This window comes from Acidovorax sp. Leaf73 (assembly GCF_916855635.1).
Taxonomy (GTDB): Bacteria; Pseudomonadota; Gammaproteobacteria; order Burkholderiales; family Burkholderiaceae_C; genus Acidovorax; species Acidovorax facilis.
Genome location: NZ_CAKASI010000009.1, coordinates 161,646 through 173,758, shown reverse-complemented (window position 1 = coordinate 173,758; position 12,113 = coordinate 161,646). Strand labels below are relative to the sequence as shown.

Genomic DNA, 12,113 nt, shown 5'->3' with positions numbered 1-12,113 from the left:
GGAGATCCCCATGCTGCTCAATTTGATTGTTCACCAACCCCAAGCAATGCTCCAGGTCATCAGTCACACCCCCTACTGGGTATGGGGCATGCTGGCCGGCCTGGTGGGGCTGGGCGCCAGCCAGCTGCGCGACCGCAGCGCCAGCCTGCTGCGAACCCAGCTCATGCCGCTGGGCATGGCCGCCTTTTCGGTGGCAGGCCTGCTGTCGGCATTCGGCGGTTCGGCCTCCTCCGGCGTACAGGCGGTGGGTCTCTGGCTGGCAGCCGCCACGGCGACCACGGCGCTGGCCCTGTGGTTCCAGCCCACGGCGCCCACCGGCACGCTCTATAGCGCCTCTTCGCGCAGTTTTTACATTCCGGGCAGCGCCATGCCGCTCGCGCTGATCGTTGGCATCTTCCTGACCAAGTATTTCGTAGGGGTGGAGCTGGCCATGCAACCCACCCTGGCACGGGACGGCACCTTCGCGCTGCAGATCTCGGCCCTTTATGGGGTGTTCAACGGCCTGTTCGCCGCCCGGGCCCTGCGGATGTGGCGCCTGGCGCAGCAAAGCGTGGTCTACGGCGCATCCCCCGTGGGCGCCTGAGCCCCGCCAGAACCCTGCCCACCCATCGAACTGACTCGCCTTGTCTGGAGACATCACCATGCACTACATCCACCCCACCCAAGACCCCATCGAACGCCTGGCCCGCAAGCGCGCCGGGGCCAAACTCGGCTGGTACATGCACGCCGGCGTCTATCTGCTGGTCAACCTGTTGCTGATCACCCTGTCGGCCGCCAGCGGGCGGCACTGGGCGGTGTACCCCGCGCTGGGATGGGGCATCGGCCTGGTGGTGCATGGGGCGGTGGTGTTCCTGATTGCTGGCGGCGGGCTGCATGAGCGCATGGTGCAGGCCGAACGCGACCGTCTGGCGCAGCAGGGGCAACGTCCTTGAACCCATCTACACCCTCCTTCCGCACGAAAGAAATCCCATGAAGATGCTCCGACGACTGACCCTGGCCCTGCTGACACTGGCGACATGGGGTGCGGCCACCGCCTCCCAGGCGGGCACGGGGCTGATGGAATTGCCCGGCTTGCTGGGGGATGGCCCCATCACGGTGTTCTACCCCAGCAGCAGTGCCGACGAACCTGTGCAGCGCGGCCCCTTCCAGCTGCAGCTGGCCTGGCAAGGCAGCCCCGTGCGGGGTAACGGCCGCCTGATCGTCATCACACACGGTTCGGGCGGCAATCCGTGGGTCCACACCGACCTTGCGCGTGCAATGGTGGCCGCAGGTTTTGTCGTGGCATTGCCCGAACATGCGGGAGACAACTCCAAAGACCCTTCCACCCCCGGCCCCGAGAGCTGGAAGCGCCGCCCCGCCGAGGTCTCCCGCGCCATCGACGCCGTGGCCCAGGACAACCGCCTGGCCCCGTTGCTCACCCTGGACAAAGTGGGGGTCTTCGGTGGTTCCGCCGGTGGTCACACAGCGCTGACGCTGGCGGGCGGCGCGTGGTCGCCCGCGCGCTTTCGTCAGCACTGCGAGGCCCACATTGCCGATGATTTTTCCTCCTGTGTCGGGTTCATCACCCGTTTGCACGGCAACCTGCTGGATGGCCTGAAGAAGTGGTTTGCACTGACCGTGATACGGCACCGCTTTGGCGATGACACCGCCTACACACACCAGGACCCCCGTATACAAGCCGCCGTGGCCAGCGTGCCCTTTGCGGCCGACTTTGACATGACCACCCTCGCCCACCCACGCATCGCGCTGGGGCTGGTGACAGCAGGGATGGATGTCAACCAGGTACCGCGCTTTCACAGTGACGCCGTGCTCACGGCCTGCCAGGACCGCTGCACCCACGTAGCCCACCTGCCGGACGCCAGCCACGGCGCCATGCTGTCGCCCATGCCACCGCTGCACCTGTTCAACGACGTGCAGACCGCGCTGCTGGGCGACCCGCCCGGTTTTGACCGCAAGGTGCTGCCCGAGGTGGATGCACGCATCGTTGCGTTCTTCGCCCAGCACCTGCAACCCTTGCACCCCTTTCAACCAGTGCCCTAACGCGGCCATCCTGCGTCACACGCCCCCATGCTCCTCATCTCTGCCGCCACCCTCGGCCTGCTCGCCACCATGACGCAAACCTCCAGATTGCGGCCCCGCAGCAGGTACCCCTTGTTCATCGCTGCCGCCTTGCTGACCATGGGGCTTGCCGGACTTGCTGCCGCCATCGCCTGGGGCGGCCCCCACGACATCCCGCCACTGTCCAGCATCAACAATCCGTTCAAGGGCGTGGACTACGGCGGTGTTCCGCCAGCCCAGCGTTACACAGCGCGCGACGGTACTTCACTGGCGTGGCATGGCTACAGCCCCAGTCCGGCAACAGCAGCCACACCACAGCGCCGGGTGGTATTGGTGCATGGGTCTTCCGCACGCGGGCAGTCCAACCACGTGCTGGCACAGGCGCTGGCGGCTGAGGGCTATGCCGTGGCATCCCTGGACATGCGGGGGCACGGCGCGTCCGGCCTCAGGGGCCAGGCCGCGTACATCGGCCAGATGGAAGACGACATCGAGGACTTTCTGCGCGCCGTGCCGCACGCTGGCCCGCAAACGCTGATGGGGTTTTCGGCAGGCGGCGGGTTTGCGCTGCGTTTTGCGGGCAGCGCGCGGCAGGACCTGTTTGACCGCTATGTGCTGCTTTCGCCTTTTTTGCACCACAACGCCCCCACATCGCGGCCTGACAGCGGCGGCTGGGTGACGGTGGGCCTGCCCCGCATGGTTGCCATCACGATGCTCAATCAGATCGGCATCACCCGGTGGAACCACCTGCCCGTGCTGAGCTTTGCCCTCAACGACGTAGCCCGCGAGCTGCTCACGCCCCGCTATTCGTACACGGTGGCCACCAACTTCCGCCCCCACGACGACTACCAGGCCGACATCCGCAATGCCCGGGGCACGGTCTGCATCGTGGCCGGGCAGGACGATGAGCTTTTTTACGCCGACCGCTTTGCCGACCTGTTTGCCCAGGCGGGCAAGCCTGTGCCCGTGACCCTGGTGCCCGGCGTGAACCACATGGGGCTGACGCTGGACGCCCAGGCTGTGGCCACGGTGGCGCGCCACGCCTGCCCGGCGTAGCCCGCCCCTAGAATCCCTGCAGCGCCCCGAGCTTTTCACCCCCGACCGCCCCGCCATGACCTCCCCTCTAAGCCCCGAAGAAATCGAAACGCTGGCCCGCCGGCGCGCCAGCGCCAAGCTGGGTTGGTACGTGCACGCTGCAGCGTTCGTGCTGGTGAACGCGCTGCTCTTTGCCATGTCGCGCTACGCATTCGGTACGCGCCCCTGGTCAATCTATCCACTGCTGGGCTGGGGCCTGGGGCTGGTGCTGCATGGGGTGTCGGTGTTCCTGCTGGGCAGTGGCGACGGCCTGCGCGAACGCATGGTGCAGCGCGAGCGCGAAGCCCTGCAGCGCGAACAAGCCCAAAAGCAGCAAGATCAGCACCGGCCATGATGCTGCGACGCCCCTTCAACGGCATCAGCAAGCTGCGGCACTTCCTTCAGGTGCTCGCCTTTACCCTGGTCGTTGCGACTATCCAATATGCGTTCATGCCCGACAAGCCCTACGGGCCGCCGGTGGTGTATTCGATACTGATCGGCACCTTCACCTGGGCCGTGATCGACCTGGGGCGCGAATTGATACCGTCTGCCGCCGAAACGGGCTGGCCGCATGGGTGGCAAGGCATGGCGCTGGTGGCGGGGGGCATCGTTGTGGGGTACGTGGCAGGCACGGCGCTGGCCAACGCCTTGTGCGTGTACTACTTTCACTTCTACCCACCGGGCACGTCCACTACCGGGTCTGACCAGCGCACATCCATTCTCATCACGGCCATTGCCGGGCTGGTGGGCAGCTACTACTTCTACGCCATCCACAAATCGGCGTATCTGGAGGACAAGATGGCCGAGGCGCGCATGCACGCGAGCGAGGCGCGCCTGAAGCTGCTGGAAACCCAGCTCGAACCGCACATGCTGTTCAACACGCTGGCCAACCTGCGCGTGCTGATCGGCACAGACCCCGCGCGTGCGCAGGAGATGCTGGACCGCATGATTGCCTACCTGCGCGCCACGCTCACCGCGTCGCGCAGCACCCAGCACCCGCTGTCCAACGAGTTTGACCGCCTGCGCGACTACCTGGAGCTGATGGCGGTGCGCATGGGCCCGCGCATGGCCTACATGCTGGACCTGCCCGAGGCACTGCGGGATGTGCCCGTGCCGCCACTGCTGCTGCAGCCCCTGGTGGAAAACGCCATACGCCACGGCCTGGAGCCCCAGGTGGAAGGCGGCCACATCACCGTGCGTGCCAGCACGCGCCCGGGCGCCAATGGCCCGCTGCTGGTGATCGAGGTCAACGACACCGGCGTGGGCCTGCCCGGCACCCTGCCCACGCCGGGCCCCGGTCAAAGCTTTGGTCTGACCCAGGTGCGCGAACGCCTGGCCACCTTGCACGGCGCATCAGGCACTCTTAATTTGATAGCTGCTAGCGCAGGTGGGACAAGCGCTAGCGTCGTTTTTCCTTTGAAATCCCCCCCAACCCATGAACCAGCCCGCCCCCCGCGCCCTGATTGCCGAGGATGAACACCTGCTGGCTGCCGCACTGCAGCAGGAGCTGGCCCGCGCCTGGCCCGCGCTGCAGATCGCCGCGACCGTGGGCGACGGCCTGTCGGCCGTCAGGCAGGCGCTGGCCCTGCTCCCCGACGTGCTCTTCTTTGACATCCGCATGCCGGGCCAAAGCGGGCTGGATGCCGCCGTGGAACTGGCCGACGCCTGGCCCGACGACAAACCGTTTCCCGCACTCGTATTCGTGACGGCCTACGACCAGTACGCCGTGCAAGCGTTTGAAGCCCAGGCTGTGGACTACCTGCTCAAGCCCGTGCAGGCGGCCCGGCTGCAAAAAACAGTGCAAAAACTGCAGCTGGCGCTTATGAATAAAGCGCAACCAGCTATTAATTTAGAAGCAACCATGGAGCAGCTGCGCCACCTGCTCGCAGCGCTCGGCATCGCGTCGCCATCCGCTGCAGCGGCACCAAGCAGCACCGCCCCCCTCACCCTCATCCAGGCCAGCAGCGGCAGCCAGATCCACATGGTGCCGGTGGCCGACGTGCTGTACTTTGAAGCGGCCGACAAATACGTGCGGGTGCTGACTGCGGCGCGCGAGTACCTGATCCGCACGCCGCTCAAGGAGCTGACGAGCCAGCTTGATACGCAGGTGTTCTGGCAGATCCACCGCAGCACCCTGGTGCGCGCCAGCGCCATCACCACGGTGACGCGCGACGAGGCGGGCAAGCTGCATCTGGAGCTGGCGGGCCGGACCGAGAAGCTGCCCGTGAGCCGCCTTTACGCGCACCTTTTCAAGGCGATGTAGTCCCCGAGAGTTCTTAGAACGTGTTTACCGATTGGTGGCCAGCAGCAGGCCACCCGCCCCCATGAAGAACCCGCCGGTGGCCTTGTTGAGACGCACCACACCCCGCGAGGTGCGGATAAACCGGCGGATCTGCCGGCCCCCCGCCGCATAAACCGCCGTGGAGACAAACTCAGCCCCCAGGTACACCGCCCCCAGCACCACAAACTGGCGCAGGGCCGGCTGGCCGGGGTCGATGAACTGCGGAAAGACAGCTGCAAACAGGATGATGGCCTTGGGATTGGTGATGCCCAGCAAGAACTCCTGCGCGATGAGCGACTGCAGGCGCACCGGTGCACCGCCCGCTTTGACCGCACCTCCGTCTGCGCCATCCACCACATCCAGCCCGCTGAACTCGCGGCTGCGCCACGCGCGCCAGCCCAGCCAGAACAGGTAGCAGGCCCCTACCCACTTCACGGCCGTGAAGGCCGCCTCGGACGCCAGCAGCATGGCCCCCAGGCCCACCGCAGACACCGTCAGGAAAATCGCGAACGCAGCCACCCGCCCCAGCGTCGCCACCATGGCCGCACCAATCCCCGCGCGAATGCCGTTGTTGAGGCCACAGAAATTGTTGGGGCCAGGCGTGAGGGCAATGGCAACCGCCACCGGGGCAAAAAGAAGCGCGTCCATGGAACAGTCCTTCAGAGAACGGGAAAACACCCGATAGCGGCCCAGTCTAAAACAAGCGGGGGCGGAAGGCGCAGGCGCTCGGTGCCCCGGACACCACTCAACCGTTCAGTTCCACCACCGTGCCCCAGGGCACGCCGGGCAAAGCCTCGTAGTGCGCCACGACCACCACGCGCCCGGGCTGGCCCGCCACCTGCGCCAGGGCGCGGCCCAGGTAGGTGGCCGACGGCTTGTCCAGCCCGCCCACGGGCTCGTCGATCAAGGTCAGCGGCGCGCCCGAGGCCAGCGCCCCGGCCATGAGCACCTTGCGCTTGCTGCCGGTGGACAGCGCATAGAACGGCTTGTCCAGATGCTCGGGCAGCGTGAAGCCTTCAATGTGCGTGGCCAGCGCTGCGGCATCCCACAGCGGGTAGTGCGCGGGCAGGCTGTCCAGCCAGCCACGGGCGGTGAGCTTGTCCAGATCACCAGCACGAGGATCGACCCAGAACACCATTTGCGCAAAGGCCTTGGGCGTGTCGCTCAGACGCACACCCTGCAGCGTGATGCGCCCCGCCTGCGCCGTGAGTTCACCCGCCAGCAGGCGCAGCAGCGTGGTCTTGCCACTGCTTTCGTCGCCACGCACCAACGCCAGGCCTGCGGGCAGCGCCACCGACCACTGGTTGAGCACCCCACATTCGGGATAGGCAAAACACAGCCCCTCCACCTGCAACACCACGTTCTCAGACATCCTGCTTCCTTGGGTATGTTGCGCAGGACATTCCGTACAAGCCTGCGCCGGTCCAGGATTCTAGAGAGCGGTCGAGTGGGTCTCGGCTTTGCGCCGCCACCGTGCCCACAGCCAGCCACCGGTCTGGTTGACCACCAGGCCACACAACACAGCGGCTGCGCCCGCCCACTGCAGCGGCAAGGGCGTTTCGCCCAAAAACGCATACGCAGCCCACAGCCCTACCACTGGCACCAGCAGCGAAAACGGCGTCACCCGCCCGGCCGCGTGGCGTTGCAGCAACTGCGTCCACAGCGTGTAGGCCAGCAAGGTGGCCAGCAATGCGAGGTACAGCACTGCGATCAAGGCGGTGCCGTCCACCGCCTGCAACTGCGCCACCACGCCGCTTGCGCCTTCGGTCCACACCGCCAGCGCAAAGAACGGAACGATGGGCACCACGCTGCTCCACACGATGAACGGAAACGGCGCGTAAGCCCCTGCCTGCGCAGCGCGGCGCACCACCAGGTTGGACACCGCCCACATGAAAGCGGCGCCGAGGGTGAGCACAAAACCGGCCAGCGTCATCTGCCCGGGCCCTTCTCCATGGGCAAGACCAATGGTCATGAGCCCGCCGAACGCCAGCAGCAGCCCCCACCACTGCCAGGGTTTGGCGCGCTCACCCAGTAGCGGGGCGGCCAGCAGCAGGGTGAAGAAAGCCTGCGTCTGCATGACCACTGACGCCATGCCCGCCGTCATGCCCAGCTGCAGCCCCAGGAACAGAAAGCCGAACTGCCCGAGCCCCTGCGCCAGCCCATAGCCCACCACAAAGCGCCAGGGCATCGATGGGCGGGGTACGAACAGCAGAAACGGCAGCGATGCCGCAGTGAAACGCAGGGCACCCAGCAGCATGGGGCTGAGCCCCTGCAAGCCCAGCTTCATCACCACAAAGTTCAGCCCCCAGATGACCACCACGGCCAACGCGCGCAGCAAGTCGCCACGGCTCAGCGCCCGCGCCGTCATGCAGCCACCGCCGCAGCCGCAGCCACCGGCCGCCCTTGGCGCGCCCGGGCAGCCACAAAGGCTTCGAACGCCTCTGCGCTGGTCTTGCCGGGCACGTAGCCCAGCACCTCCTTGAGCGCGGCATTGAGCAGCACGGGGCGGTAACGCAGAAAATCCAGCTGCTCGGGCCCGTAGCGGCTCAGGCCCAGCGCGGAGCCCACCGCCAGCGCGGCACGCAGCAGGCCCGCAGGCAACTCCAGCACCGGTTTACCCAGGCGCCGGGCGATCTCGCGCAGCGGCAGCGCACCATCGCCCGCCAGGTTGAAACAGCCAGCGCGCTGCGTGCGCAACGCATGCAGGATGGCGCCGGTCACGTCCTCGTCCCAGATGAAAACAAACGGGCTCTCGCTGCCACGGATGGCCAGCAGGCGGCGTTTGTCGAACAGCGCGGTGATCTGGTTGTCCACCCGCTCGCCCAGGATGGTGCCGATGCGCAGCACCGTCTGCGCCAGCGCGGGGTGGTCCGCGCGGTACTGCGCCAGCATCTCTTCTACCAGCCGCTTGTGGTGGGCATAGGCAAACACCGCATTGCCGCGCAGCGCATCGGTCTCGCGCAGCCAGGCGGGGTTGTCGGCGTGGTAACCATACGCGGCCCCGCTGGAGCTGACGACGATGTGCTTGACACCCGTGGCCACGCAGGCGTTGAGCACATTTTTGCTGCCGAGCACATCCACGGAGTATTCGAATTCGCGGTTGGATCCTTTGCCCGGCGTGACGATGGAGGCCAAGTGCACCACGCTGTCGATGGCATGGTCGGCGAGCGTCTGCGCCAGCGCGGGGTCACGCACGTCCTGCACCAGATAGATCACGCCAGGCAGGCGGCGCTCGGCAGGCACCTCGCGCACATCGGCCGCCACCAGCGTGTGCACACCCTCGCGCGCAAGGGCGGCCACTACACCCCGGCCCAGAAAACCGTCGGCCCCGGTCACCAGGATGCGGCGCGTTGCCAATGAAGAAGCCGTCATGCACCGTGCTCCTTGGCCGAAGCCCCCAGCGGCACCACCGCAGGTCTGCGGCCCCACCATCCCGCCAGCGCCAGGCCGGCAATGATGTCCCAGAAGCCCCAGACACCCGCCACCACAGCCATGCCCCCCAGGCCTCCAAAAAAACTGAAGATCAGCACCAGGCCCAGGCCCGCGTTGCGGATGCCCACCTCAATGCTCACCGCGCGCCGGTCGTAGTCCGACAAGCCGCTGAGCCGCGCGCAGGCATAGCCGGTGCCAAAGGCCAGTGCGTCATGCAACACCACGGCCAGCAGCACCAGCCCCACGTAGTCGAGGAAGTAGCGCCAGTTGCCCGCCACAGCCCCGACGATGAAACCGATCAGGCAGACAAAGCTGAGGATGCGCACGGGCTTGTTCACCCGCTGCGTGAAACGCGGCAGCTTCTCCGCACACAGAATGCCCAGCGCAAACGGCAGCCCGATGATGGCGACGATGTGCCCCGCCATCTCCAGCGGGTCGAGCGCAATACTGCGCAACAGCGGCGCCGCCGTGGGGTGCAAACCGCCCCAGAACGCGAAGTTGAGCGGCATGAGCACAATGGCCAGCGCGTTGGAGATCGCCGTCATCGACACCGACAGCGCCACATTGCCCCCGGCGCGGTGCGTGAGGATGTTGCTCACATTGCCCGGCGGGCAGCAGGCCACCAGGATCATGCCCAGCGCAATGCTGGGGCCGGGCTGGAGCAGCAGCGTGAGCACAAAGGTCACGGCAGGCAGCACGATGAACTGCGCCGCAATGCCCACTGCCATGGCTCCGGGCATGCGCAGCACGCGCTTGAAGTCGGCCACGCGCGTATCGAGCGCAATGCCGAACATGAGAAAACCCAGCACCACATTGAGCGCCACGAGCGATGCAGGGTTGAAGTTAAGGCGTATTTCGTCCACGGGCAGCATAGATAACCTTTGAGTTCAGTTCTTCACCGCGTATTGCGCAACGCGCAACGCACGAAACTGTCGCAGCGACAGCGCGGGACGCCGCCAAGCAAGGGCCGCCCCGCAGCGAGGGCGTCGTCCCCTTGCCCGCAGTGCGCAGCGCTGCGAGAGCGGGGGGAAGGCGCGCAGCGCCTCAGGGGGGCTTTCATGCCAGGGCAGAGGCCGCTGCCCGCACCGCGTTGCGGTAGGTGTCCTTGTGGACGTAGTACGCCATGCGTTCGAGCTTCAGGTACTTGAAGCCACCCGACAGATCGGGTGGAGGCCCGGCCTTGGCCTGGCGCAGGGCCTCGGCGCGCGGTGATCCTTCAGACTGCGCCTTGAAAAAGCGCGCTACCAGCTCCGCTTGCTCGTAACGGCCCTGCCAGCCGATGCCGCTGGCCTCGATCATCCCCATCACCGCCAGATTGTCGAAGCGCGGGGACAGGATGTTGAGGTACAGCTGCGGCGCCATGCCGTTCCAGTTGAGCAGGCTGTGGTCGATGAAAGGGTAGTGCAGCTTGTAGCCGGTGGCGCAGAGCACCAGGTCGTAGTCTTGCGCGCTACCGTCCTTGAAGAACACGGTGTGGCCCTGCAGGCGTGCAATATCGGGCTTCACATGGATGTCGCCGTGGCCCAGGTGGTGCAGCACCAGCGAGTTCACCACGGGGTGCGATTCGTACATCTTGTAGTCTGGCTTGGGCAAGCCAAACCGCGCCGGGTCGCCGGTGAACCACTGCAGCACCACGCTGTCGATCTTCTGCTTGAGCCAGGGCGGCATCTTGAACTTGCCCCCCAGCGTGTCGGCGGGCTGGCCGAACACGTATTTGGGCACAAAGTAGTAGCCGCGCCGCACCGACAGATCCACGCTGCGCGCGTAATGCACCGCATCCACGGCTATGTCGCAGCCCGAGTTGCCCGCGCCCACCACCAGCACGCGTTTGCCCTTGAACAGCTCGGCGCTTTTGTAGGCGCTGGTGTGCAGCAGTTCGCCATCAAACTGGCCTTCAAAGCGCGGCATGTTGGGCTCGGCCAGCGTGCCATTGGCAATCACCACACCCTTGAACTCTGCGGTCTGCGCGGGTCCACCGTGCTGGCTCCAGGTGACGCGCCACAGCGGCGCTGCGCCCTCGCCCACGGGTTCCACCTTCAAGACGCGGGTGCCAAACCAGTAGCTGGGACGCAGGCCAAAGTGCTCGGCAAAGTCCATGAAGTACTGCCGCATCTCGCGGTGGCTGGGGTAGTCGGCCACCTCGGGCCGCATGGGGAATTCGGTGAACTCCGTGGTGTGTTTGCTGGAGATGAGGTGCGCGGACTCATACACCGTGCTGCGCGGGTTCTCGATGTTCCACAGGCCGCCCACGTCGGTGTGCGCTTCAAAGCCCTGGAAGGGCACGCCCAGCTTTTGCAGGTTGCGCGCAGCCGCCAGGCCACTGGGGCCTGCGCCTATCAGAGCGATCTGGGTGCGGGTATCTGCCACAGTGGGTGTTGTCTCCGTTGTCATGCGTTTTTGCTTTCGTTGTGTATCGGTGTCTCCGCAGGCAACGGCAGGCCCGGAATGGCCGTGGCCCCCGCCTCGCCCACGCGCGGCTTGCGCGGCTGGCCCAGCAGAAGTCGGTCGTGCAGGGCGTCGGGCAACAGGTTCAGCAAGCGGGCCAACCAGCCGATGCGCGCGGGCAGCACGATGTGGGTACGACCTTGCGCGACGCCCGCCAGCAGAGCCCGGGCGGCGGCTTCGGGCTCCATCAGGCCCGGCATGGCAAAACGATTGCCCGCCGTGAGCGCGGTGCGAAGGTAGCCAGGGCTCACCGTGCTGACCACAATGGATTCGCCGCGCAGCTCGGCACGCAGGCTCTCCAGGTAGCGGATGAGCCCGCCCTTGCTCGCGCAATAGGCACCGTTGCCCGGCATGCCGCGCCAGCCTGCAATGCTGGCCACACCCACCAGGGCGCCTCGCCGCTGCGCGCGCATGGCTTTCACAAATGGCTGAAAGGTGGTGGCCGCGCCCAGCAGGTTGATCTCCAGCATGCGGCGCAGCACCGCGAGGTCGTCGGCTTCGGCAGTGTCAAAGCCGCCTGCCACGCCCGCGTTGGCAATGACGAGGTCGGGCACCGCGCCCGAGCGCGCCATCCAGTCGGCCGCCATGGCCTGCATCGCGGTGCTGTCGGCCACATCGGGCGTGTACACCGCGCAGCGCCCAGGCGCCAGCGCAACCAGTGCCCGCAACGTGGGCAAGTGAAGCCCCACCAGCGCCACGGCAGCGCCCTGGCCGATCAGCTCCCGCGCCAGGGCCTGGCCCAGGCCACCACAAGCGCCGGTGAGTACCGCGTTCTGAAAAGTCGCCGCCATGAGCACCCCGTGAAATGTTGGTTTGCAGCTTAGCC

The 12,113-nt window shown here is 66.5% G+C and carries 14 protein-coding genes; 7 read left to right on the top strand and 7 right to left on the bottom strand.

Translation table 11 applies throughout. The features are described from left to right. The first annotated feature begins 10 nt into the window (after window positions 1-10). The 7 genes from LPA35_RS25410 to LPA35_RS25380 are packed head-to-tail and all read left to right on the top strand — an operon-like array spanning window position 11 to window position 5,392. Complete coding sequence (locus tag LPA35_RS25410; RefSeq protein ID WP_142144400.1) at window positions 11-583, top strand: DUF6622 family protein; 573 nt, start codon at window positions 11-13, stop codon at window positions 581-583. A gap of 58 nt (window positions 584-641) precedes the next feature. Continuing rightward, complete coding sequence (locus tag LPA35_RS25405; protein ID WP_228900022.1) at window positions 642-932, top strand: 2TM domain-containing protein; 291 nt, start codon at window positions 642-644, stop codon at window positions 930-932. Between the two features lie 43 nt (window positions 933-975). After that, entirely contained in the window at window positions 976-2,040 is a 1,065-nt protein-coding gene (locus LPA35_RS25400) for an alpha/beta hydrolase family protein (RefSeq protein ID WP_370641522.1), read from the top strand. A 27-nt stretch (window positions 2,041-2,067) separates the two neighbouring features. Beyond that, on the top strand, window positions 2,068-3,111 hold the full coding sequence (locus LPA35_RS25395; RefSeq protein ID WP_228900018.1) for an alpha/beta hydrolase: 1,044 nt from the start codon (window positions 2,068-2,070) through the stop codon (window positions 3,109-3,111). Between the two features lie 55 nt (window positions 3,112-3,166). Continuing rightward, a complete protein-coding gene (locus LPA35_RS25390; protein WP_121419361.1) occupies window positions 3,167-3,484 on the top strand; it encodes a 2TM domain-containing protein in 318 nt (105 codons plus the stop codon). Continuing rightward, window positions 3,481-4,605 (top strand): sensor histidine kinase, encoded by a 1,125-nt coding sequence (locus tag LPA35_RS25385; protein ID WP_228900017.1) that lies wholly within the window; start codon window positions 3,481-3,483, stop codon window positions 4,603-4,605. Before LPA35_RS25390 ends, LPA35_RS25385 begins: the two co-directional genes overlap by 4 nt. Next, a complete protein-coding gene (locus tag LPA35_RS25380; RefSeq protein ID WP_228900016.1) occupies window positions 4,565-5,392 on the top strand; it encodes a LytTR family DNA-binding domain-containing protein in 828 nt (275 codons plus the stop codon). The genes LPA35_RS25385 and LPA35_RS25380 overlap by 41 nt, the downstream gene beginning before the upstream one ends. A gap of 24 nt (window positions 5,393-5,416) precedes the next feature. Here LPA35_RS25380 and LPA35_RS25375 read toward each other — a convergent pair whose 3' ends face one another. The 7 genes from LPA35_RS25375 to LPA35_RS25345 form a co-directional block, all read right to left on the bottom strand. Next, window positions 5,417-6,058: a LysE family translocator gene (locus LPA35_RS25375; protein WP_055396280.1), complete on the bottom strand. Its 642-nt coding sequence runs from the start codon at window positions 6,056-6,058 to the stop codon at window positions 5,417-5,419. A gap of 97 nt (window positions 6,059-6,155) precedes the next feature. Further along, window positions 6,156-6,782, bottom strand: a complete 627-nt coding sequence (locus tag LPA35_RS25370) for an ATP-binding cassette domain-containing protein (protein WP_228900015.1) — start codon at window positions 6,780-6,782, stop codon at window positions 6,156-6,158. Window positions 6,783-6,842: 60 nt separating this feature from the next. Continuing rightward, window positions 6,843-7,778 (bottom strand): EamA family transporter, encoded by a 936-nt coding sequence (locus tag LPA35_RS25365; protein WP_228900008.1) that lies wholly within the window; start codon window positions 7,776-7,778, stop codon window positions 6,843-6,845. Then, the gene (locus LPA35_RS25360; RefSeq protein ID WP_228900005.1) at window positions 7,775-8,782 is read right to left on the bottom strand and encodes an NAD-dependent epimerase/dehydratase family protein; all 1,008 of its coding nucleotides are present in this window, start codon (window positions 8,780-8,782) and stop codon (window positions 7,775-7,777) included. Before LPA35_RS25360 ends, LPA35_RS25365 begins: the two co-directional genes overlap by 4 nt. After that, the gene (locus LPA35_RS25355) at window positions 8,779-9,714 is read right to left on the bottom strand and encodes a bile acid:sodium symporter family protein (protein WP_218299143.1); all 936 of its coding nucleotides are present in this window, start codon (window positions 9,712-9,714) and stop codon (window positions 8,779-8,781) included. Before LPA35_RS25355 ends, LPA35_RS25360 begins: the two co-directional genes overlap by 4 nt. Before the next feature lie 184 nt (window positions 9,715-9,898). After that, a complete protein-coding gene (locus LPA35_RS25350) occupies window positions 9,899-11,233 on the bottom strand; it encodes an NAD(P)/FAD-dependent oxidoreductase (protein ID WP_228900002.1) in 1,335 nt (444 codons plus the stop codon). Further along, window positions 11,230-12,078: an SDR family oxidoreductase gene (locus LPA35_RS25345; protein ID WP_228899999.1), complete on the bottom strand. Its 849-nt coding sequence runs from the start codon at window positions 12,076-12,078 to the stop codon at window positions 11,230-11,232. The genes LPA35_RS25350 and LPA35_RS25345 overlap by 4 nt, the downstream gene beginning before the upstream one ends. Window positions 12,079-12,113 lie beyond the last annotated feature (35 nt).

What these genes read in the sequence shown, in the direction of transcription:
- LPA35_RS25390 (WP_121419361.1), top strand. Translation starts at nt 3,167, where the DNA reads ATGACCTCCCCTCTAAGCCCCGAAGAAATCGAAACGCTGGCCCGCCGG.
- LPA35_RS25395 (WP_228900018.1), top strand. Translation starts at nt 2,068, where the DNA reads ATGCTCCTCATCTCTGCCGCCACCCTCGGCCTGCTCGCCACCATGACG.
- LPA35_RS25385 (WP_228900017.1), top strand. Translation starts at nt 3,481, where the DNA reads ATGATGCTGCGACGCCCCTTCAACGGCATCAGCAAGCTGCGGCACTTC.
- LPA35_RS25350 (WP_228900002.1), bottom strand. Translation starts at nt 11,233, where the DNA reads ATGACAACGGAGACAACACCCACTGTGGCAGATACCCGCACCCAGATC.
- LPA35_RS25400 (WP_370641522.1), top strand. Translation starts at nt 976, where the DNA reads ATGCTCCGACGACTGACCCTGGCCCTGCTGACACTGGCGACATGGGGT.
- LPA35_RS25360 (WP_228900005.1), bottom strand. Translation starts at nt 8,782, where the DNA reads ATGACGGCTTCTTCATTGGCAACGCGCCGCATCCTGGTGACCGGGGCC.
- LPA35_RS25355 (WP_218299143.1), bottom strand. Translation starts at nt 9,714, where the DNA reads ATGCTGCCCGTGGACGAAATACGCCTTAACTTCAACCCTGCATCGCTC.
- LPA35_RS25375 (WP_055396280.1), bottom strand. Translation starts at nt 6,058, where the DNA reads ATGGACGCGCTTCTTTTTGCCCCGGTGGCGGTTGCCATTGCCCTCACG.
- LPA35_RS25380 (WP_228900016.1), top strand. Translation starts at nt 4,565, where the DNA reads ATGAACCAGCCCGCCCCCCGCGCCCTGATTGCCGAGGATGAACACCTG.
- LPA35_RS25410 (WP_142144400.1), top strand. Translation starts at nt 11, where the DNA reads ATGCTGCTCAATTTGATTGTTCACCAACCCCAAGCAATGCTCCAGGTC.
- LPA35_RS25365 (WP_228900008.1), bottom strand. Translation starts at nt 7,778, where the DNA reads ATGACGGCGCGGGCGCTGAGCCGTGGCGACTTGCTGCGCGCGTTGGCC.
- LPA35_RS25370 (WP_228900015.1), bottom strand. Translation starts at nt 6,782, where the DNA reads ATGTCTGAGAACGTGGTGTTGCAGGTGGAGGGGCTGTGTTTTGCCTAT.
- LPA35_RS25345 (WP_228899999.1), bottom strand. Translation starts at nt 12,078, where the DNA reads ATGGCGGCGACTTTTCAGAACGCGGTACTCACCGGCGCTTGTGGTGGC.
- LPA35_RS25405 (WP_228900022.1), top strand. Translation starts at nt 642, where the DNA reads ATGCACTACATCCACCCCACCCAAGACCCCATCGAACGCCTGGCCCGC.